At 41.2% G+C, this 23,071-nt stretch carries 17 protein-coding genes; 3 read left to right on the top strand and 14 right to left on the bottom strand.

What is annotated here, in order from left to right; genetic code table 11:
- Nucleotides 1-32 precede the first annotated feature (32 nt).
- From ABX891_RS02625 to ABX891_RS02600, 6 genes are all read right to left on the bottom strand, one after another.
- Nucleotides 33-578: a PH domain-containing protein gene (locus ABX891_RS02625; RefSeq protein WP_354628851.1), complete on the bottom strand. Its 546-nt coding sequence runs from the start codon at nt 576-578 to the stop codon at nt 33-35.
- A gap of 175 nt (nt 579-753) precedes the next feature.
- Entirely contained in the window at nt 754-5,058 is a 4,305-nt protein-coding gene (locus tag ABX891_RS02620; RefSeq protein WP_354628850.1) for an alpha-1,6-glucosidase domain-containing protein, read from the bottom strand.
- A gap of 22 nt (nt 5,059-5,080) precedes the next feature.
- A complete protein-coding gene (locus ABX891_RS02615) occupies nt 5,081-7,954 on the bottom strand; it encodes a TonB-dependent receptor (RefSeq protein ID WP_354628849.1) in 2,874 nt (957 codons plus the stop codon).
- 166 nt (nt 7,955-8,120) lie between these two features.
- Nucleotides 8,121-8,738: a LysE family translocator gene (locus tag ABX891_RS02610; protein ID WP_024604487.1), complete on the bottom strand. Its 618-nt coding sequence runs from the start codon at nt 8,736-8,738 to the stop codon at nt 8,121-8,123.
- Complete coding sequence (locus ABX891_RS02605; RefSeq protein ID WP_024604488.1) at nt 8,739-8,921, bottom strand: hypothetical protein; 183 nt, start codon at nt 8,919-8,921, stop codon at nt 8,739-8,741.
- 17 nt (nt 8,922-8,938) lie between these two features.
- Nucleotides 8,939-9,337 carry a DUF3224 domain-containing protein gene (locus ABX891_RS02600; protein WP_154904068.1) on the bottom strand — a complete coding sequence of 133 codons (399 nt, stop codon included), beginning with the start codon at nt 9,335-9,337 and terminating at the stop codon, nt 8,939-8,941.
- Nucleotides 9,338-9,428: 91 nt separating this feature from the next.
- Here ABX891_RS02600 and ABX891_RS02595 point away from each other — a divergent pair, with 91 nt between their 5' ends.
- On the top strand, nt 9,429-11,207 hold the full coding sequence (locus ABX891_RS02595) for an ABC transporter transmembrane domain-containing protein (RefSeq protein ID WP_354628848.1): 1,779 nt from the start codon (nt 9,429-9,431) through the stop codon (nt 11,205-11,207).
- On the opposite strand, the gene ABX891_RS02590 is transcribed toward ABX891_RS02595, so the two are convergent.
- On the bottom strand, nt 11,208-11,840 hold the full coding sequence (locus ABX891_RS02590) for a YiaD family glycine zipper/OmpA-like lipoprotein (protein WP_002959537.1): 633 nt from the start codon (nt 11,838-11,840) through the stop codon (nt 11,208-11,210). It lies immediately after the preceding gene.
- A gap of 190 nt (nt 11,841-12,030) precedes the next feature.
- Here ABX891_RS02590 and chrA point away from each other — a divergent pair, with 190 nt between their 5' ends.
- Nucleotides 12,031-13,185, top strand: a complete 1,155-nt coding sequence (chrA, locus tag ABX891_RS02585) for a chromate efflux transporter (RefSeq protein ID WP_197098986.1) — start codon at nt 12,031-12,033, stop codon at nt 13,183-13,185.
- On the opposite strand, the gene ABX891_RS02580 is transcribed toward chrA, so the two are convergent.
- Genes ABX891_RS02580 through speA form a run of 4 tightly spaced genes read right to left on the bottom strand, consistent with a single transcriptional unit; the run spans nt 13,142 to nt 18,163 of the window.
- Nucleotides 13,142-14,401 (bottom strand): mechanosensitive ion channel family protein, encoded by a 1,260-nt coding sequence (locus tag ABX891_RS02580; RefSeq protein ID WP_002959539.1) that lies wholly within the window; start codon nt 14,399-14,401, stop codon nt 13,142-13,144. The two genes, chrA and ABX891_RS02580, sit on opposite strands and share 44 nt — an antisense overlap.
- Nucleotides 14,398-15,318, bottom strand: coding sequence for a 1-acylglycerol-3-phosphate O-acyltransferase, YihG family (yihG, locus tag ABX891_RS02575; RefSeq protein WP_165744197.1), 921 nt, complete (start codon nt 15,316-15,318; stop codon nt 14,398-14,400). Before yihG (ABX891_RS02575) ends, ABX891_RS02580 begins: the two co-directional genes overlap by 4 nt.
- 25 nt (nt 15,319-15,343) lie before the next feature.
- Nucleotides 15,344-16,222 carry a 1-acylglycerol-3-phosphate O-acyltransferase, YihG family gene (gene yihG / locus ABX891_RS02570; RefSeq protein ID WP_354628847.1) on the bottom strand — a complete coding sequence of 293 codons (879 nt, stop codon included), beginning with the start codon at nt 16,220-16,222 and terminating at the stop codon, nt 15,344-15,346.
- Between the two features lie 60 nt (nt 16,223-16,282).
- Nucleotides 16,283-18,163 carry a biosynthetic arginine decarboxylase gene (gene speA, locus ABX891_RS02565; protein ID WP_002959544.1) on the bottom strand — a complete coding sequence of 627 codons (1,881 nt, stop codon included), beginning with the start codon at nt 18,161-18,163 and terminating at the stop codon, nt 16,283-16,285.
- A gap of 199 nt (nt 18,164-18,362) precedes the next feature.
- Here speA and speE point away from each other — a divergent pair, with 199 nt between their 5' ends.
- Nucleotides 18,363-19,226, top strand: a complete 864-nt coding sequence (gene speE, locus ABX891_RS02560; protein ID WP_008138747.1) for a polyamine aminopropyltransferase — start codon at nt 18,363-18,365, stop codon at nt 19,224-19,226.
- A gap of 180 nt (nt 19,227-19,406) precedes the next feature.
- Here the strand turns inward: speE and ABX891_RS02555 are convergent, their stop codons facing one another.
- The 3 genes from ABX891_RS02555 to ABX891_RS02545 form a co-directional block, all read right to left on the bottom strand.
- A complete protein-coding gene (locus ABX891_RS02555; protein WP_197098978.1) occupies nt 19,407-21,008 on the bottom strand; it encodes a methyl-accepting chemotaxis protein in 1,602 nt (533 codons plus the stop codon).
- A 65-nt stretch (nt 21,009-21,073) separates the two neighbouring features.
- Nucleotides 21,074-22,306 carry a hypothetical protein gene (locus ABX891_RS02550; protein ID WP_354628846.1) on the bottom strand — a complete coding sequence of 411 codons (1,233 nt, stop codon included), beginning with the start codon at nt 22,304-22,306 and terminating at the stop codon, nt 21,074-21,076.
- A complete protein-coding gene (locus ABX891_RS02545) occupies nt 22,296-22,919 on the bottom strand; it encodes a cupredoxin domain-containing protein (protein WP_309167783.1) in 624 nt (207 codons plus the stop codon). Before ABX891_RS02545 ends, ABX891_RS02550 begins: the two co-directional genes overlap by 11 nt.
- Nucleotides 22,920-23,071 lie beyond the last annotated feature (152 nt).

Here is a 23,071-nt window from a genome sequence, read left to right as displayed (position 1 = left end):
TATCCTTATAAGCTTTACAATTTTAAAACAGGCTACTTTTGCTGCCTTTCATCAAGTAAAACAAGTAGCATCTGCTCAATATTTTTAACACTATAAGTAAGTGCTCTCAGTAGCTCTTTCTCACTTTGCTCTGTTGCCTGCTGCGACGCTTTACCTTGATTAGCCAATACATCTTTTTGCTCAAGTATCGCCTCTCTAAACTCACTCGTATTAACTACACCAAGCAAAGACACTAAAGCACCATTTCCTGACTGCCCAGCTGTTTCAAAACTTAAACGATATAATCCAAAAATTCGCATAAGCGGCCCTTGGCTTAACCCAACATCGGTTATTTTTTCAAGCGGAATAGATTTTTCTTCTTTAAATAATATGCCACGTTTAACTACCAATTTTTGTGGTAATAAGTCAGCTGACATAGCTGCGAGTATTCGTCCGCCCACCAGCCATACAATCAGTAAAATGATAGGTATAAGCGGTATAGTAACAAGAGCCAACATTGCAAATAGCGAGGCAGTAACCATCCAGTATTGTTTTACTTTAGGATCAAAATTAGCACTTTTTAAGGTTAAGTTACTCATTAGCTTTCTTTTGTATGGTTGGGGGATTTATAAAAGTACGCCAATCTAATATTGAATGCAATTTAGTCCAAACATTTATAATTAGCATTCAAATATACTTTCACACACTTATGTACATACAAAAAAGCCGAGCATACAGGGCCATGCTCGGCTTAGGTCTGGGAAAATATAACTGCTACTGTTTGTTGATAAGTATGCTCACATTTTCTCTATCTGGGCCTATTACCTTAAAGGTGTAAGTACCTTGTTCGGTAATATTTAGTGCTATATTGGCACCTACCGCTTCAAGTGGTGTTAGTTCATCAATTGCCACTACCGGCGTATCGCCTGCTCCACCGTAATCAACGGTACTCCAATCTTCAGACGCTACTTTAAATTCGTAGTCACCCGCTTCTAACTCTATTGATGTAGAGTAAATTGCATCACCCTCGTATATCAGCGGGTTATCAGTACTCCAGTCATTTAAGCTGCCGCGAATAAACACTGTCGTTTGTGCAAACATTTCAGCGTTGAGCACTTTTAGCGATACGTTATTTAAATCACTGGCGTCAAATATAAACTGGTATTCACCTTGCTCGGTAATGTCGATGGTCATATTCGCGCCCGCAACCGACAACTGCTCAGCGGTGCCAACCATTACACTGGCATCACCCTCAGCCGAGCCATAATCAACCGTGCTCCAATCTTCTGACGCTATTTTAAATTCGTAGCTTGCAGCGCTCAGTGTTTTAGTAAAGGTGTAAATACCTTTGCTTTTATAACTTAACTCATCGGTTACTCCCCAGTCATTAAGCGTACCGCGCACATAAATAGCAGTGCCTATAAATGGCTCTTCGTTGTATAAAGTAAGCGTTGGATTTTCAGGGTTTGAAGCATCAAGTGAAAATACATAGGTTGCATCAATAGTAGCGCTGAATGTCATGTTTGCACCTGAGCGCGTTAATGGTTCACTTTGGTTTTCAACTACATCTTTATCAGCGTCAGTAAGCGCGCCAAAATCAACTGTAGACCAATCTTCAGAGGCAATTTTAAATTCGTAATCACCAGCGCTCAGCGCAATTGCTATACGGTATTGACCTTCGCCAATATATTCAAATGCATCGCGTGTGCCCCAGTCATTTAAACTACCGCGCACAAACACCGCGGTGCTGCCATAAGGTACTACATCAGGCGCGCCTACGGTCGCATTTGCACTTAAACCAACACCTTGGCTCTCACCTTGGTTTTTAGTAAATACAGCTAATGTGTAAGGCGGTACAGTAAATGTGCCTTCGTTATCGCCAGTAGCAAAATTGGCGCTAGCCATACTTGCATCAACACTGTTTTTTAATACATTGTGTAATTCAAAATCCGCTGCGGTGGCAATAGTATGGCTAAGGGTTTGCTCGGTTGCGTTAATCACCACAACAAGCGCATCAAATGCAGGGTCTAAGTCTGTTAGCCCTTCGCCATCATCAATGCTCATTACTATTAAGCCATGTTGCTGCGCTTTACCTACGTTATGAAAACCCACCCGCTCAATAACATCTTGCTCTGTGGTTAATCTAAAGAGTGGGCTGCTACTACGTATTTGTAAAAATTCATTAAATACATCATGTGCAAAGGTAATATCTTGTGGCTGTGCAGCCGCTTGGGTATTAGCAGAAATAGGCATAATTTCTTGCCATTTCACTTCGTTGTCTTGTGCGAGTGGCAAGCCAATATTCCAGTTATTGGTATCTTTGGTAAAATCAACAAAGTTAAACCAGTCGCCAGAGTCGTAGCTGTTACGATCCATCGATTTTGAACGCAGCAAGTCGGCACCCATTTGCATAAATGGAATACCTTGGCTCATAAGCGGAAGTGCTAATGCCATATTATGAGCACGAACGCGCTGCTCAATACTCATATTAGTGCTGTGTTTATATTGCAGCTGATCCCATAGTGTTTCGTTATCGTGTTTTGATACGTAATGAATGCTATCGGCAGGGTCTAGTGCATACGCCGCTGGCTGAGTATTCCAAGTAAAGCTATTACCCTTTGCTGAGTTACCTTTAAAGTCTTTTAAAACGTAGTTTTGTAAATTACCCGCAAGTGACAAACGTAAAGTATCTTGCTCTGCTAAATTGCCATCCGTTGAGCTATTACTAAATAATGCGCCGCCGCGAACGGCTTCACGAATACGGTCGTTAAAGGTACCTACTTCGCTACCGGCCATATCGGCTTGTTTGGCTTGCACAAATAAGCGGTTATTTGCCACCTCACCAAAGTCCCAACCTTCGCCATAAAAGTAGTTATCTTCATCAACAGCTTGCACTGCATCACGTGCTGCAAGAATTGACGATTTTGGCATGTGCCCCATTACATCAAATCTAAAGCTGTCATAGCCAAATTCACGCGCCAAAATAACTAATGAATCACTAACAAACTTATCCATCATTACATGCTCTGTAGCTGTATTTTCACAACACGTTGAGCGCTCTATTTCACCGCTTACTTCGTTATAGCGATGGTAGTAACCCGGTACTAGCTTATCAAATACCGACTTGTCCCAAATACCCGACGATGTTGTATGGTTATAAACCACATCAAGCACTACGCGCAGACCAATAGATTGCAGTGATTGCACCATAGCGCGGGTTTCTTTAACGCGGGCAATGCCCTCTGGGCTTGAGGCGTACGAGCCTTCAGGCGCAATAAAGTAATGCGGATCGTAACCCCAGTTAAAGCTATCTAAGCTGCGCATAGCATTAGCAAGTGCTTGTGCGTCATCTGAGCCTGGTAAATAACCGCCCATTAAATCAATTATGGTGCTGTTTTTATCTTGGGTTTTACACGCATCGGCTTCATCATTAATTTGCTCACATAAATCACCTAGCGTATCGCTAATATCTACACGCTTACTGACGTCTTCATCTATGGTGCCAATATCAGTAATAGGTAATAAATGAAAGTGTGTTAAGCCATTTTGAGCCAAAGTTTGTAAGTGCTGCATAGGAGCACTATTTAGCTCAGTAAATGCAAGGTACTTACCACGGTTAGCCTCTGTTACGCTGTTATCGCGCGCACTAAAGTCACGTACATGGCCCTCGTAAATAATCGCATCTTCTGAGTTTTCTACCGTAGGAATAAGGCGTGTATCCCACCCTTCGGGTTTAGTGTCTTCATCGGCTAAATTAATCAACTGGCTGTATAAACCATTGGTAGATACATTTAGTGAGTAAGGATCCGTGCTCCAAAGCGACTCTATTTGCTGAGTCAGTGGGTGGTAAACATCAAAATTAAAGCGGTAGTAGTGGCGGTCGTATTGCATATCTAAACTTGCTTGCCAAATACCTGTCTGTGTATTTAATGTCATTGGCGTAGAGTGCACTTGTGTTTTTGCATCATCAAACACGTTTAGCATCATGTTATTAGCGGTGGGTGCCCACACAGTTACATCAATCGCGTTATTGCCATAATTTACACCCAGCACAGCTTCATTAGCATCGTCTTCGCCTTGCGTATAAAGGGCATCGAGTGCTTTAGCGGTTTGCACATAGCTTGCTTCTAGCAGTGTGCCTTCACTATCGTAACCTGCAATAACAAGCTGCGATTTAATAAGCGTTTTGGCAGTGCTTGTATCCCAACTTCCTTCGTATGCGTTCCAGGTGGTTAAATGCGGTACTTTTGACGCTTGCTCATCAGTTAAATTGCTTGATTGCAGCGTAATAGTATCGCCGTTTAAACCAGTATCAATATCCACTTCAAGCTCAGCCGTAGCTGATGAATGTAACTTAATTAGGCTTGTAAACTCGTTACTTGGTTTATACAAAATAGTATTTAAATCAATCCAATGCGCTGAAGCACCTGTTATAGCAACTGCGCGTTCGCCTAAACTTAATATAGGGTATTCAAACACCGAAGGCTCGCCATGAATGGTAAAGTTCATACGCTGAAAGGTTTCATCGTCTTGCATCAGCGGCATGGTTAAATCCACATCACCAAACGCCTTACCTGACCCTTCTGTACCAATATGAATAATAAAATTGGCACATTCGTTATAACCCTCTTTAAGGTTAATTATCCAGTACGCACCGTAGTTTGGATCAATACCATCGTATTCATGGCCGTTAGCCCAATCACTGGTATCAAATGGTGGTGCATAAGCATCACACACATCGTTATTCCACGAATGTAATCGGTAGCCTTCGTAATTGTCATCGGCTAAGCGGTTATAAAACAAAACCGCCTCTCCTTCCCCTGCAAATACAACAGGGTCTGGCAGGGTTGGGTCGGCGCCAACCACGCAACTTTCGTTATTTTCATCAGGTACTGTAGGTGCCGGGCACGATATAGGTTCGGGATCGACACATTGTGACCCCGCTTCATTAGGGACTTGTGGCACATTACAGGTAAGTAATGGTTCACCAGATTCAACATCACCTGTTCCACCACACGCTGCTAATAGCATTAACGCTAACGTTATTAGCAAATATTTAGACATAGTTATAATTTTCATTTTTAAACGCTCCGTTTGCTAATTAATGACTGTATGTAAAACCAAGGTAGAACTGACGACCAAAGTACTGAGTCGTCCCTGTTCGTTGCTCTGAGCCAAAGTAACTTTGGGTTGGTTCATCGGTTAAGTTATTAACTTGCAAAAGCATTGTTAGCGAGTCGCTAAAGCGATAAGAGGTTTGAAAGTCGACTACGGTTTCAGCATCAAAATTAACCACTTGCTCGTTAATGGCAACCTGCTCTGATACAAACTCATCGCGGTAGCGCACATTAAGGCGGGTTTCAAAATCATCCATTGAGTAAAAAACCGTGGCATTAAACACGTTATTAGATAGCCCAGGTAAAGATTGCGCTAATGTGTCGCCCCCTAAGCTGGTAATCGATTCAATTTCACTTTCGGTGTATGAGTAACTTGCGTTAGCGCCTAAACCATTAAATGGCTCAGGTAAAAAGGTAAACACTTGCGTATAAGCAAGCTCTAGCCCTCTGATATAGCCACCTTCACCGTTATTAACTGCCGTGGTGTAAATACCGTTGGTTGTCGCAACTTGCTCGCCACTAACTGGGTCTTCTATAGAATCAGGTACGTTAAAGCCATTGCCTTTAAAGTCGAAGTTTTCGATTGATAAGGTTTCAACAAACGAGTCTATATTTTTATAAAATAACGCTGCTGCGATAGTGCCGTTACCTTCTTCAAAATAATATTCGTAAGATAAGTCGTATTGGTCGGCATAAAAGGGTTTTAAAAATGGGTTATTAGTACTTGAGCCATTAATAACACCATCATCGCTTACGTTTGCACTGGCATCGCCCGCTAAACGGTTAATTGGCGCACGCGACATTACTTTAGCCGCAGCAAAGCGCACAAGTGAATTATCGTTAAGTTGCAGGTTTAAATTTAATGATGGTAAGTAATCGGTGTATTTAGTGCCTAGTACATTAGGCGCGTATAAATCATTTACAATGCCGTTCTCATCAACAATATTTTGCGCACCTAAGCGCGCATCGCCTGCTACGTTTTCTAGTACCGTTGCTGATTGATCGGTTTCAACGCGGCGCACACCCACATTACCCGATAGGTCGAGCCCCCCTATTTGCGTGTTAATGTTTACCATAACGTACGCAGCTAGCACATCTTCAAACACCGAGCCGCTTTGTAGCACTGTCCACGAATAGTTAGTTGTGTAACCTTGCGCGTCGTCTACGCCATCGGCGTTGCCCCATGTTTGTACAGGCTCGGGCGTGCCATCTGGAAACCACGCATTGAGCGCTTTGTCTAAATCAATGGCTAAATACGATGGGAAATAACTAAACTCGCCCTGCCAGTCAACCACAGAGGCCATATCGTCGGTTAAACGTAAAGGCGGTTGCGTTGCTGAAAACGCCCCGTCGTTACCGTACTCAAATACCGATCGTTTACGGCTGTACTCTCTATCTGAGTAGCGCGCACCAAACTCTACTGAGCTAAATATGTCGCTTTCTAGCTCGTATTTAAAATCGAGCCTAAATGCCGTTACTTCATCTTCTGTTTGATCTGGGTAAATACCATATTTGCTGACCATTACACGGTCTATATCGCTAAAGGCGGCCGCCTGATTAAACCCAACGTCAGGTAAATTTAAGCCATTTAATTGATAGTTAATTGCTACGTTGTTATCAAATACTGGCGTTTCTGCATTGGCATCTTCTGCTACTAAGCTCCACAGTAAGCCATTTCTAAAATTACTTTTTGCGCGAGAGAGCGACACATCGGCATTTACGTTTAATCTATCGGTTACCTGCCAATCAGCATTCACGCCAAAACTGTCGACTTCGTCAAAGTCTTGGTTGTCGTCGTTCACTATTTCAACGCGGGTATAGCTTTGCGAAGTACGGTTAACCGCTGCGCCTATTACGGCATTACCATCAAGCTGAGCGTTTGCATATGCAGCTGTTGGCCCGCCTAATTTAACCCTCAGGCCGCGAGCAAACGACTCTTTATCAAAGCGCGATAAAAACGCATCACCTTTTAATTTAAAGTTATCTGCCGGTGCCCACTCTATGGCTGCTAAGTAACCATTACGGGTTTCTTCGCCACCTAAATGCTGTAGCTCAAAGCCTTCGCTAATGTATTCGCTTTCTGGGTTAGCTAAAGGGCCATTGGTGTCGTTAGCTGCGCCATCAACGTCTTTTGTGTCGTTGTAAGCAAGGCCAATAAACTGCGTTGCTACACTTGGCTGAAACAAGCGCGCATAGCCCAGCGCCACGCCCAATGTGTCGTCTAGGTATTTGCCTTGATACGAAAAACTAATTCGGTCGCCAAACTCAGTGGCATCCGATACCTCTGAGGCGCGGTCGTTATACATACCGCGCACATTAGCTAAAAATTTATGTGTTTGGTCGTTATTGAGTGGGCTGGCGGTTTCAAGCTCTACCGTACCGGCCACGCCGCCTTCAATAAGCGATGCCTTTGGCGATTTGTATACCGCCGCAGAGCTAATTAATTCTGACGGGTATTGGTCAAACTCAATACTGCGGCTGCCACTTGTAGATACTTGCTCGCGGCCATTAAGTGTTGAAAATACAAACCCGCCCGAAAGCCCGCGTATATTAATTTGCGCCGCTTGGCCGCCCGTTCTTACTGCTGAAATACCTGGTAATCGTGTAAGCGCATCGGCCATTGAAATATCAGGCAATGCCCCTAAATCATCGGCAGAAATTTGTTCTGACACCGTATCGCTAAAACGCTTTTGATTTAAAGATTGGATTAAACTGCGACTAAAGCCTCGCACTTCAATAATTTCTAAATCTTCAGCTTGTGTGCTGGGTGATTGATTTGTTGAGCCTTCGTTTGCAGCCAATGCACTATTTGCGGCAAATAAAGCCAGCATAAGTGCACTTAGTTTAAACTTGTCCATGTGTGTGAACCTTTGAGTTATTGTTGTCAGGTGTTGCTGTGTTGTTCAAAACACAACCAACAAATTGTAACTAAAAGGTAAAATTAATGTGATGAATACGTATGTAAGGCATGAGGGTTAGGCTGCAGGTGTATGCGCGTACAGACACCTGCATTTGGAACGCTATTTAAAGGCTAAGCACCACTTTTATCGCAAGAGCAATAAATACGACTCCCAGTATTTTATCAAGCCACGGGTTTTGCTTGGTAAATCCAAAGCGGTTTTTTGAAACCTCAGTCAGTAACGCCACCAGCAAGTACCAACCGGTATCAATTACAAACACGGTTAAACACATAATTATGCCCACACTTAAAGTAAGTAGCTGAGGGTCAATAAACTGTGAGAACAAGGCTAAAAAGAAAATAGCGAGCTTGGGGTTCAAAAAAGCAATGGCAAAACCATCTTGTAATGCTTTAGCTGCACTTACCTCACTTTTTTGTACTTCAAGTTCGTTATTGCTGGGTTTTGCTAGCAATATTTTTATACCTAAATACGCCAAATAGGCCGCACCTAAGTAAACGAGTATTTGATAAACAGTTGGAAACTGCATCATTAAAGCGCCTAACCCTAATAACGATGCACCAGCATACAAGCCAACGCCAGTACCATGACTGAGCGCGGCAAGCATACCGTTTTTCATACTGCCGTTAAGTGAGTGCTTTAAAACCACCGCTAAACTTGGTCCTGGCGACATTGCGCCCATCATGCAAATAGCCGCTAGGCTTAACCATACTGTAAATGTCATTTAAAGCTCGTCAGTTTCAATAAGTAATGTATAACCGTGCACTTGCCCATAAAAACCTGCCAAGGGCACTGCGTTTATTACTTTCCAGCCATCTTGGTTTAATTCCTGTATGCGGTCATTCAGTGCGACTATATCTACCCCACCCAAAAAACGGGTCTTTCTAAATTCGATTACTTTTTGCATTTTAATCCCTGTGTATCTTATAAAGTGTATTCAAAATCGTAGTGGTGAATCCCTTGCTCAATACGTATTTTCATACTGCCCGTTAACCCTTCTAGCTCATTAGTGCCTGAGTCGGGAATTACATTTAAAATTAGGCTGTCTTGGCCTTTATCCATAGTGCCAAAATGCTGCAATACAAAACTGCCTTTTTTACCTTCAAGCTCGCCTATTACTTGCTCTATGGCAACATAACCGGCACTGCCTTGTGTGGGTGTCATGGCGCTTAGCATTTCGCCTTGGCTGGTGGCATTTAAGCTACCTTTAAATGTTTTATCTATCGACATACGCCCTAAATTAACGCCGTTTTGGCCGCTTGCGTAACCTTCAATTGGGGCTAGATTTACATTGAATTCTCCACTTACGGTTGCAGTAGTCATAACGTTTCCTTATTGATGCTAATGTTTAAAAGTATTGATTTTTATTATCTTAGTGCCATATCTATACCTTAACCTTTAAAAAGAATCCACTATGTCAAAAACAAGCCCTAAGCCCGAAAAAGCCGCTTTTAGTAGTTTATTACCTATTTTTGCTTTTATTAAACCTTACAAATGGATGGTAGTAGCGGCGCTTGCTGCCCTTTTAGTAACCGCTGGTGTTAACTTATCATTAGGGCAAGGGGTTAAGTTTGTCATAGATCATGGCTTTATAGCTGGCTCTAAAGATCAGCTACAACAAGCTGTATTGGTGCTTATTGGTTTAATTAGTTTATTGGCCGTAGGCACCTTTAGCCGCTTTTATTTAATGTCGTGGATTGGCGAGCGAGTCAGTAACGATATTCGCAAAGCCGTGTTTAATCGCATTGTTACTTTGCACCCAAGCTACTTTGAAGAAAACCGCAGTGGCGAGCTTATGTCGCGTTTAACAACCGACACAACATTACTGCAATCAATTATTGGTTCATCATTTTCTATGGCGCTTCGCAGTGTACTTATGCTGGTTGGTGGACTTGCTATGCTGTTGTTTACTAATTTAAAACTTACTTTAGTGGTTGTTGCTTGTGTGCCGTTGGTACTTGTTCCTATGATGGTATTTGGTAAAAAGGTGCGCAAACTTGCAAGCTCCAGCCAAGATGCCATAGCCGATATAAGCACCTATGCCGGCGAGATCATTCAAAATATTAAAGTAGTGCAAAGCTATAGCCACGAAGAACAAGAGCAGCACGCTTTTGCACTTGAAACCGAAAAAGCCTTTAATGTGGCTAAAAGCCGCATTAAACAACGCTCGTTTTTAATTGCAGCGGTAATATTTTTAACTTTTAGTGCTATTAGCGCAATGCTGTGGGTCGGCGGCAGCGACGTATTAGCAGGTACCATGACTGGCGGTGAGCTAGGAGCCTTTGTGTTTTACGCTATTATGGTGGCAATGTCGGTGGCAACCGTTGCTGAAGTATATGGCGAACTACAACGCGCAGCAGGCGCAGCTGCAAGATTACTTGAGTTACTTGCTGTTAAAAGTGAGATAGAAAACCCACTAAATCCACAAGATAGTAACTTACTAAAAAATAGTAACAGCCCTGCTATTACGCTTGAGAATATAAGCTTTAACTACCCTTCTCGCCCAGACGTAAGCGCACTTAATAAAATAAGTTTAAATATACTTCAAGGCCAAACTGTGGCTATTGTTGGCCCTTCTGGCGCAGGTAAAACAACCTTATTTGAATTACTACAGCGCTTTTACGATCCGGCTAGCGGAGCCATCAAATTTAAAGATATAAACATTAAAGAATTATCGCTTAATACCCTCAGAGGTAAAATGGGTATGGTAGCGCAAAACCCTATTTTATTTAGCTCCGATGTAATGCATAACATTCGCTACGGCAACCCAAAAGCAAGTGACGAGCAAGTATATGCCGCTGCCAAACATGCTCATGCTGATGAATTTATTAAACAATTACCGCAAGGTTATAACAGTTTTTTAGGTGAGCAAGGTGTGAGGTTATCGGGTGGGCAAAAGCAGCGTATTGTACTGGCACGCGCTATTTTAAAAGATCCTGAAATACTGCTTTTAGATGAAGCAACCAGTGCACTCGATGCTCAAAGTGAGCACCACGTGCAAGCTGCGCTTGAGCATTTAATGCAAAACCGCACCACGCTTATTATTGCCCATAGACTAGCAACGGTTAAACATGCCGATGTGATTGTAGTCATGGAAAATGGAGAGATTATAGCAACGGGTACCCACCAAGAATTAGTAACAAGTAACCCGTTGTATCAAAAACTGTGTGAATTACAGTTTAATAAAGACTAATTATTCTTCAGTGTTTGGTACTATTTGAATTTCTACACGGCGGTTTTGAGCACGGCCATTTGCACTATCGTTAGTCGCAATTGGACGTGTTTCGCCATAACCCATAGTACTTACACGCTCAGCCATGATTTGCTGGTTCACTAAGTAGTTTTTAACGCTTTGAGCACGTTCACGCGATAGGTTCATGTTGTAGCTGTCTTTACCTGTGCTATCTGTATGGCCTTCAATACTTAGGTACGTTTTTTCGTATTTGTTCATCACTTTAGCAATCGCATCTAAGGTATCGTTAAAGCCAGACGAAATATAAGATTGGTCGGTCGCAAACGTAATATTAGATGGCATAACTAAACGCAAGTTATCGCCTTCACGTACAACTTCAACACCAGAGCCTGCAAGTTCATCACGAAATGCTTCTTCTTGCTTATCCATGTAGTTGCCCACTGCAGCGCCAGCTAGTGCGCCGATAGCAGCGCCTATAAAAATACGCTTATCTTTATGGTTACTTGTTGCTTTACCTAATACGCCACCCGCTGCTGCGCCAATAGCCGCACCTTTGCCGGTGTTATTCATTTCACAACCAGAAAGTAATACAGCTACTACGGTTACGCTTAAAAGTGATTTAGTTAAAGTCATGGTGATACCCTATTCATTAAGAATTTAGCAAGAGTATGCAAATACATGTATGAACAAACTATGAAGAGAGTGTTAAAAGCAGCGCATCTTGCTTGATTGTTAAACAGACCTCAAACTAATGTGCCGTTTTAATAAAAATGTCATACTACGCTGTGACAATTTAATGAATTTTACAAAGGATATTGGCGCAATGTTAATTGCTATTTTTAGACAATTTTTTTTACTAGGGTGCATGAGTTTTGGTGGCCCCGCTGCGCATTTAGGCTATTTTAAGCGCCACTTTGTAGACTCGTTAAATTGGCTAACTAACACGCGTTACGCACAACTTATTAGTTTAAGCCAAGCATTACCAGGGCCAGGCTCTAGCCAAGTTAGTTTTGCTATTGGTGTTGAGCGTGCAGGAGTACTGGGTGGTATAGCTGCTTTTGTAGGCTTTACCTTGCCTTCGTTTTTAATAATGGTGCTGCTTGCGGTTAGTGCCCATCAGTTTGACGCTGTTTACTTTGCAATTATTGCAGGCTTAAAGTTATTTGCCGTTGTTATAGTCGCGGATGCAACACTTAGTATGGCTAAAAGCTTTTGTACAAGTGCTGCGCTTAAGTTACTTGCGATAATGAGTACACTTGCCTTGGTGTTATTTCCAATGATGGGAACTCAAATAGCGATTTTAATCACTGCTGCAACAGTAGGTGCTATATGGCCTTTATTAAAACTTGGCACAGTAGCAGACGATGTTAGCAGTAAAAACAGTAATATTAATTGGATTGCACTGGGGTTATTTGCGCTCTTACTTGGGGTTAGCTTTATTCCACTAGGGCATGAGTTTGCTTTGTTTACCCCTTTTTACCAAGCGGGTGCAATGGTGTTTGGCGGCGGACACGTAGTACTGCCGGTACTTCAAGCTGGCGTACCAGCATTGAGTGATGATCAGTTTTTAAGTGCTTACGCGAGTGCACAGGCAGTGCCAGGGCCAATGTTTACTATTGCTACTTACTTAGGCGCACAACTTACTACTGAGCAACCTTTAGTGGGTGCCCTTATAGCTACACTGCTTATATTTATGCCTGGTTTTTTACTTATACTGGCGTTTCAGAAGAGTTGGATTAATTTGGCAAGTAAGCCACGTTTTGCAAGTTCAATAGCGGCGCTTAATGCAGCGGTAGTCGGTTTTTTAGCGGCCGCATTGTATTCACCAATTTGGACATCGGCTGTGCATAACCTTTGGCAGGTTGCGTTACTAATAATTACATTTGCATGGCTGCGATTTAAAAAGCCACCTATTTGGTGGCTCTTAGCTTTATTTATTGCTGTGGGTCTTTTGCAGCACTATTTGCCATCACTCTAAATGTTGGCTTATCTGTTTGTTGCTCGTTAGGAGGGCTTAATTGCCCACTCACACTTTGATATGCCCTAAGCCCAAACACTGGCAATACTGCAAGTAAATGGTCCATTATTTCGGCTTGTAGATGCTCGTACGAAATCCAGCGTTTGTCTTCACTAAAGCAATAAAACTCAATCGGTAACCCGTGGTTCATTGGTTGTAGCTCTCGTACCATTAACGTAAGCGACGTATTAATTTTACTGTGCTGCTTTAAATAGCCCTCAGCATAACGACGAAACAGCCCTAAATTAGAAACTTGAGCGGGTAATGTCGTCACTCGGATATAGTCATGAAGCGGAATAGCCGCATCTATTTGCTTTCTAAATTCATCACTTACTAAACAAATACTGTGCATATCTATATTAAGTGAACGTTTAATACGTCTACCGCCCGACTCTTGCATACCGCGCCAGTTTTTAAACGAACCCGCAACTAGCATATAAGTTGGAATAGTTGTAATGGTGTTATCCCAGTTACGTACCTTTACAGTGTTTAAACCCAAATCAATTACTTCGCCATCGGCGCCATAGTTTTCTACTTGAATCCAATCACCATAGGTTACTAGGCGATTTGCTGCGATTTGAATACTAGCTACAAAGCCTAAAATAGTGTCTTTAAATACTAATAACGTAACAGCAGCAATAGCACCAAAGCCAGAGAGAATATAAGTGGGTGACTTCTCAAGGAAAATACTTACAATTAAAATAGCACACACAATAAAGGTGATTAGCTTAACAACCTGAATTAAGCCCTGAATAGGGACTTCGCGTGCAAACTCCAATTGGTTATAAATAGAACCCGCAATACTTACAATACTGCTAAAAATAAAACCTACATGAATAATTAGTATGGCTTGGCCAACCGTTTTCAAAATTTCAGCGGTCAGCTCATTAACCGGATAAACACTGTCAAAGGTCGCCAAAAATAATACGCAGCAAAGCATACCTGCAATACGTCTATTAAGCTTATTAAGCATAGGCGACAACGAACCAATACGTTGAGGCGAAAGCTTAGTTACCACTTTTTGAATGCCTGGTAACATTAACCTACGAGTAAATAAGTAAACAATTAATAAAGAAAAAATCCCTATTGAAACTGCGGTAATAGAACTAAGAAAATCCGCATCGGGTACTTTTTCAAACCAAGGAGCTATTAACTCCTGTAGGTGGGTGTTGGTCATAGTGTTTCAATTTCCTTACTGATTTGTGGTTCAGGTAAATCTTGTTGAGCATAAATATCGGCAAGCTGCTGATCTTTCGCAACCCATAGCTCATTCACATAATGTTGAAAATTAGCTTTAAATACGTCATCGGTTTGATAGCTGCCCTGCATATTGTCATTAATGGGCGTTACGTCTATTGAAACATAAATAGAATCTAGCTCGCCTTTGAGTAAGTTCCGACAAACGTGATCTGTTTTACCGCTATACACTAAACTTGTATTTAGCATGGCATCAAATTGGTTGGCTAGCACTTCAAGCGCAAAAGCAATGCCACCCGCTTTGGGTTTTAATAAATGCTTAAAAGGACTTTGCTGCAGATTATGCTTAGCTGGCGTAAAGCGTGTGCCTTCAACAAAATTAACGATGGTAGTAGGATAGTGACGAAAATTGCGACAGCTGTGCTTTGTGCGCTCTACATCCAACCCTTTCAATTTTGGGTTTTTAGCAAGCTGTGCTTTGCTTACCCGTTTCATAAACGGCATACCCATAGCCCACGCACCAGTGCCAATAAAAGGCACGTATTTTAATTCATCTTTTAAAAAAAACTTAGGGGCTGGTAATGCATGTAATGAGCTAAGCACAGTTATATCTAACCAACTCGTGTGATTACATATAAGTAAATACCAACTTTTTGAATTTAAATCGCCACTTATATCAACCATAATATTAGGACAACCTAACCACAAGCCAAACCGATTGCCATTGCACCACCCTCGATAAGCGCTGTGCAATAAAGAGTTAACAACAGACAAAGGCAGTAATAACTTAATAAGCCCTAGTACAAATACTAGTGAGCCAAAAAGCATTACATTAGAAAACAATACGCAGCCCACAATTAAGCCGTTAAGCCAATTTGGTAACCACTTTTTTAGCATAACTGTAAGCTCATATTTTTGCCTTTTATTTGGGGTGTTTTTCGAGCGATTGTAATGTTTGCTCTTTATTTTCCCATAAACGATTTAGCTCGCTTTGAAAGCGTACTCTAAATTCAGAATCGCCGGTGTAGTCACCAATAAGCTCTTCGCTTACAGGCCTTACATCCACGTGTACGTTGATATTTTTTACCTTACCACCTGCAAAATCCATGAATGTAGGAATGCCATCAGGGTAATGAATTGTAACGTTAACCACCTTAGTAATTTGCTCGCCCATCGCTTGCATTACAAAAGCGATACCGCCCGCTTTTGGTTTTAATAAATGTGGAAACGGGCTATTTTGGCGCGCGTGCTTTTGTGTAGTAAAACGAGTGCCTTCTACAAAGTTAACCACACTTACTGGCATCTCTTTAAATTTTTCGCAGGCTTTACGCGTGGTTTCTAAGTCTTTGCCACGCAGCTTTGGATTCTTTTTTAATTGGCTTTTACTCGTGCGGGTCATAAACGGAAAATCAAGCGCCCACCAACACAAACCTAGAATAGGCACGTAAATAAGCTCTTTTTTCAAAAAGAAGTTTAAAAATGGAATTTTACGGTTAAACACGCGCTGCAATACTAAAATATCGACCCAGCTTTGGTGATTTGCAATTACTAGGTACCAATCCTTTAACTTGAGGTCTTCAAGGCCAGTTACATTAAGTTTAGTTGGCGTAAATAACTTTTGATTTAAGCTATTAAAGGTCACCCAAATAGTTGCAAATTGCTTTGCAGCCCAGCTCATAATCTTTTGTAGAGGCTTAATAGGTATAAGCTTTATAAGCCCACAAATAAAAATAGGCACAAACCAAAAAAGTGTGTTTATTGTGTAAAAAACAATACTAAATACACCGCGAATAACTGACATTACTTCCATTCCTTTAAACATTGCGCAGCCACTAATACTGCGCTTTCAGTTGCTTACAAATTAATCTTCAAAATAGGTATAGCCTTCAAGGCCTGCATTAAGCTCAGCTAAGTAACCTTCTTTACACTGCGCTGATACATCAAGTTTATTAACTTGGTACGCAAAGTTGTCAGCTAAAATGGCGCTATCATAGTCAACGAACTTTAATACATCCTTAACGCTATCACCTTTTATAGCATTGGTTAACACATAACCTTCATCATTAAGCTCTACATGCACTGAATCAGTGTCACCAAATAGGTTATGTAAATCGCCTAAAATTTCTTGATATGCACCCACCATAAACATAGCAATGTGGTATTGCTCGCCGTGTTTATATTCTGGTATTGGTAGGCTGGTTTCGATACCAGCGCCTTCAACGTATTCGCGGATTTGCCCGTCAGAGTCACAGGTAATATCTTGAATAATCGCGCGCTGAGTCAATGGTTGAGTTAAGTTTTCGATTGGCATAACCGGAAACAACTGCTGAATACCCCATACATCAGGCAATGACTGAAATAATGAAAAGTTAACAAAGAGTTTATCGGCAAGCTTTTCGTTTAAATCGTCGAGGACTTCACGGTGCGCCCGCGCGTTATTACTAAGCGATGCACGTACACGATGTAAAATAGTAAAGTAAAGCTGCTCTATTTTCGCCCACTCTAGCATGCTTACTAAGCCATGCACGTACTGATCGTGCGCTTCGCTAAATAAGTGCATAGCGTCGTGATAAATCTCAAGTGCCATACGCGGGTTTAAACGCTGTAAACACTGCCACATTTCATCAAGCACTAATGCGCTATTTTCAAGCGGCGGCTCTGGATTTAAATGATTGGGCGCTTTTTCTACGTCAATTACATCGGTAATTAATACCGCATGGTGAGCGGTTAAAGCGCGCCCCGATTCGGTGATAATGGCCGGATGCGTAAGATTATGCTGATCGCACACTTCTGCAAATGCATTCACTACATTACGCGCGTACTCTTCTACGGTGTAATTCATTGAACACGCACTGCGTGAGCCTGAGCCCTCGTAATCAACGCCTAAGCCGCCGCCTACATCAACGGTGTTTAACGGTACGTTTAATTGTGTAAGCTCAGCAAAGTGGCGTGCACATTCACGCAAGGCACGGTGAATATCACGAATGTTGGCAATTTGAGAACCAATATGAAAATGCACCATTTGCATTAAGTGCAGCTTATTATGCTTTTTCAGCACTTCAACAGCACTTAGTACTTGGCCTGCCGTTAAACCAAACTTGCCTTTTTCGCCGCCCGTGTTTTGCCACTTGCCTTTGCCTACTGAGTTTAGGCGAATGCGAATGCCAATGGCCGGTTCAATGCCTAGGTTGTCTATTTCTTCAAGTAGTGTGGTCAGTTCTGAAAGCTTTTCTACCACAATTTTTACGCTGTGGCCCATTGCTTGACCAATACACGCTAGGCGTAAAAACTCACTGTCTTTATAGCCGTTACACACAATAGTGATTGGCTCTTTTGCTACGCCCAAAATAGCCATAAGTTCTGGCTTTGAGCCTGCTTCTAGGCCAACAAGTCCGCTTGGATGCGCTAATAGCTTACTTACTACAGAGCGTTGCTGATTTACTTTAATTGGGTAAACACAGGTGTATTTGCCATTATATTCACGATTTGCTCGCGCTTGCGTAAACGCGTTAGTGAGCGTATCTACACGATTTTTTAAAATATCAGTAAAGCGTACTAAAACCGGCAATGTTAAACCTTGTTGTTTAAACTGCTCTGTTAATTGCGTTAAAGAAATGGCCGGTTTTGTTTGGTCGCCATCTGGGTAAGCCACCAGTTCGCCTTGTGCGTTAATATCAAAATAACCATCACTCCAATGAGCAACGTTATAAGTGGCGCGTGCTGTTTCTAAACCCCAGGTCATGGCAACTCTTCTTTAGTCAATTAGGTATAAAGGCGCATTTTAATACGTCACTATCCACTAGGCTAACAAAAATTGAACTTTCACTCACTCCTAACTAACTTTATTCGTCAAATCAGTTAAAATGTCATTGAGCAAAACGCCAAGCACTGGCAGAATTGCCCCTTTTTCATACTCAACCTAAAAAAGTGTAATAGTAACTATGGCAAATTTAGATCAAAGTAAGTGGTTTACTGAAATTAGCGACCGCGATGGCAGCGCATTTTCATTACGTATTAATAAAAAGTTAGATGAAAAACAGTCTCCTTTTCAAAAGGTAGAAATGTTTGAAACCACAGACTTTGGTAATTTAATGATCATCGACGGGTGTACTATGGTAACAACCCGCGAAAACTTCTTTTATCATGAGATGATCAGCCACCCTGCACTTTTAGCGCACCCAAACCCTAAAAACGTCGTTATTATTGGCGGCGGCGACTGCGGTACTTTACGCGAAGTATTAAAACACCCAGGCGTAGAAACTGTAACGCAAATAGATATAGACGAAGTAGTAACGCAAATGTCGTTAAAATACTTCCCAGAGCTTTGTGAATCTAACAACGACGCCCGTGCAACGGTTATGTTTGACGACGGTATTAAATACATGCGCGAAGCCGCTGGCGAATCTATCGACGTGGTTATTGTTGATGGCACCGATCCGGTGGGTCCAGGTGAAGGTTTATTTAATCATGCGTTTTACACAAGCTGTTTAGATGCACTGCGCCCAGGTGGTATTTTAGTACAACAAAGCGAATCACCTCTTATGCATATGCCATTATTAGTTGAAATGCGCGAAGCAATGCTAAGCGTAGGCTTTAACGATTTACAAACACTACCATTCCCGCAACCAATTTACCCAAGCGGTTTATGGTCGGTAACACTTGCACGTAAATCACAAGCATTTGACGGTTTTAGAGAAGACGGCGCAGCACAAATAGCTGAGCAAAGTGAATACTACAACAGCGGCATTCATCATGGTGCACTCGCTACACCTAACTACATGAAACGCGCTTTTGATAAAAAATAATACTAATTCACTTTAGGCTTTGTTGACTTCTCAAGGTTAAAATTGCATTAAAAAAGGGACTTTTAAAGTCCCTTTTTATATTTATAATGACTATTCAAACTGAACTCGAGCTAGCAAACAACATAAGTACAGTCATATTTCAAAACCTTAAAGAGCTATCTAACCAAATAATCAGTTTATTTAAACTTTAAATCGATGCACTAAGTGATTTAGCTCATCAGTCAATTGTTCCATTTTTTTAGATACATCCTCAGTAGTTCGAGCAAGCGCCCCCCCTTCTAAAGTTTGATCGTTTAATGATGATAGGTTTTGACTTATTTCATCTGCAACCGTTGTCTGCTCTTCAGTCGCTTGCGCTGTTTGCATCGCCATATCATTTACTTTAGTAGACGAGCTTTGCATTGCATTAAGCACATCATTAGTTTGACTAAACGAGCCAACCGCATCATCTGCAAATTGCTTACCTTCATCTATCGCTTTAATTGATTGTTCTACGCTCGTTGCAAATTGCTCTATCATTTTTTGAATATCGTTTGTGCTTACTTGCGTGCGTGTAGCCAATGTTCTTACTTCATCTGCTACTACAGCAAAACCTCTGCCATATTCACCAGCTCGCGCGGCTTCAATAGCAGCATTAAGCGCCAGCAGATTTGTTTGCTCTGCAATTGCACGAATAACCTCAAGTACTTTGGCAATGTTATCAGAACTTTGTTGTAGCTCTGTAGAGCGCGCCATAGCTTGCTCCATATTTTGCGACAAAGAAATAATACGAGAACTAGAGTGCGCAACCGCTGTTAGTCCTTGCTGAGCTAAATTTAACGATTTATCAGCTTCTGTTGATGATTGCTGAGCAACACCTGCAACTTCTCTACTTGCTACACTCATCTCATGCACTGCACTTACTATTGACTCAGAGGCTTGGCTGAGCGTTTGATTTACAGCATTGTTTTTATTTGCAACCTGACTTAACTCACCTCCTAATTCACTTAGTTCTTTTGATTGCTCTAAAATATCGCGAATTAATTGCTGTAAGTTGTCGAGAAATCGATTGAACTGCGTTGCAAGTTCAGAAAACTCATCTTTAGACGTTATAGCGATCCTGCCAGTTAAATCGCCATCACCAGAGGCTATATCGTTAATACGAGAAGTTACATAGTTAATTTGCTGTGTTAATTGCTTAGGAATAAGGTAACTAAACCAACACGCCACTAATAAAATTAATATGACAAAAATAAGCATAGTTAACTTAGTTGAAGCAATTGTGTCTGATAGTTTTTGAACTTCTTCAACCGATGTTTGCTCTGCTAATTCACCAGCTTGATCAAGCGTAGCTCTTAATTCGTCAAATGCTTTTTCTGATTGAGACTGTTTTTTTAGATTTGTTTTATCATTCATATAGGCCAGTGAAGCGTTTAACCAAGTATTATAAGCACCATCAAAACCGCGAAGCCCATTTATAGCTTTTGGATAGTCCGATAACAAAGCTAAGTACTGCTCTAACCTTTGCGTTACTTGCTCAGCATTTTCTTTATGTTCTTGCAAATAAGCTTCTTTATTGTCGTTATGTGCGACTAAATTTAACTCAGCAACCTTTGCTTGATACAAATCCCTGTCGGCACTCAAAGCAAGAGACACAGCCTTAATAAATTTATCGGATTGCACATCTAATGCATTTTTTTGTAAGTTAATTAAGTATGAATACCCAATAATTAACGACAAGATAGCAATACCTAAAATAACAATAGGAAAAGAGACTTTGACGCGGATACTATTCAAATTCATTACTTACTCCAAAAAAAACCATATTTAATACCTACCTTTTTGATAATAAATCTAGTTTATAAAACCTAAAATCGCCATTGAGCGTTTAGCATTATTTGCTGCTGCGAGATTCGTTCATTAAATCCAATTGGCTCTCTATTTTTTGCAACACTTTTAAGTGCAGAACCTTCAACCCCTATTTGTAGTTTATTAGTGAGCTGGTAGCGCCATGTTGCGGTTAAACCTTCCCCATTGCTTGCATTAGGATCAAACGCAGTGGTGTCGTTATCTGTCACTTTAAAGTAATCGTAGCGTACAGAAACTCGATGCTTGCCTTCTTTATGGCTTAACATTAAATAATGGCTGTAAAAGCCATTATCTATTAAAGCATTAGCGCCCATTTCGGTTTTACCATTAAGTACCTGTGCTATAAAGCGGGTTTTATTATTAAACTTATAAAGCCAAGCGGCGCTTGTAAAGCGAGTATCCCAAGCATACTGCCCTGTACTAATATTAAGTGTGGTTGGGTCACCGTTATTGTTGTAATAATAAATTCGAAATTGTGATTTTTTTAAGTAATCCCAATGTACGCCAGCGTAATAGCCAAAACGTCCGTCTACTTCTTCAAACGGTAAAACCTGATTAGCTTGCCAGCGTAATTCATACGCATTTAATGCCGCTACAGGCGCAAATTTAACACTTTCGTTAAATGTAGTTTGCCTATCGTGTAATGCAAAACCACGCCAAGCAAGTAAAGTACCGGCAGGGTCATTGCCTTTAAATGTAGCACCTACAAAACTAAAGCTATGAGCGCTGTTAAAACGTTTTGCTGGGCGCTTAATAGTTATCTCTGCGCCAACAGTGCGTACTTCCTCGCCTATCCAGCTATTAATAGCTGAGTTTGTATAGTTATAAGGAGAAGTCCACCCTATATCAGGGTTTTCAAGCGACATAAGTGGATAAAAGCCCCCTACACGCACATGCCATTTATAGTTGCTGTTAGATAGCGGCTGATACTTTACATAAGCTTGCGTAAAACCAAGGCCAACGTCAGGATCTTGATTCGCATTTAACACCCCATGAGCCGACCAACTAGATGCTAAATCAACATTAAAATTTAAAATACCTTGGGATAAAATAAGTTCGTCGCTTTTAGTATCGTGCCGATATAGCCCAAGGCCGCCCTCTTGAAAGCTACGTATATCGTCACCCTGCACGGCTCTAATTTGTAACAAGCCTTTTACTTGTGCATACAATGCATTACTAAAACATAAAGCACCGGCTAAAAATATCAGCCTCGTTAAGCGATTAATAGTCATCAAATTCATCCGTAGCAAAGTCAATTTGCTCCGCAATTTTCTGCTTTACTTTATAAGTGATCGGGTTAGTAGCCACAGTAATAGTTTGAGATTCAACCTTACTAATATCACTAAACCCAGAATGCCAAACACTTAACGTGTATTCGCCTACATTGGCATTTAAATCAACATGACCATTTTCATCAGTGATTGCAAAAATAGTACTATCGACCACCACAATATAACCTAACATCCAATCATGAATGTTACAGCCAAGCTCAATGACCCCTGTTTGATCAAAAGTAATGGGCGCTTTTGGGTGCTCCTTATATAGCTTTAATTCAAATGTTTTAGCTTTAGAAAATGAATAAACATGGTGCATGATTGAGTCCGCATTCGGAAACTCTACCTTTGCATTTTGTGGGACAACTAAAATACGCGGCTTGAATTCTCGATTTTGCTGGGTCATCGCATAAGGTGCTTCTGGAGGAATAACGCTAGAGGAATCTCCTGCAGTTAGCCATACAACAGCATTAGGTAATGGGTCATTATTAGCATTTTTAATTGTAATATTTGCTGCAAAAACTCCAGTACTAACACTTAGTAAAAATACACAAAGTAAGCTTTTTATCATTTTCTTGTCGCTATTATCAATTTGTTTACATTATAGACCGATTAAGCCACCAAATTCTTTCTATTTTTTAAAACATTGAATACGTATGTAAGCAGTCGTATTAATCATCAACAGTCATTATCCTTAGATGTCACCACCGACTCATCTAAGGA

This window comes from Pseudoalteromonas sp. NCIMB 1079 (assembly GCF_040567695.1).
GTDB lineage: Bacteria > Pseudomonadota > Gammaproteobacteria > Enterobacterales > Alteromonadaceae > Pseudoalteromonas > Pseudoalteromonas distincta.
Note: the sequence above shows the minus strand (reverse complement) of the source record. Positions and strands in the feature narration are given on the sequence as shown.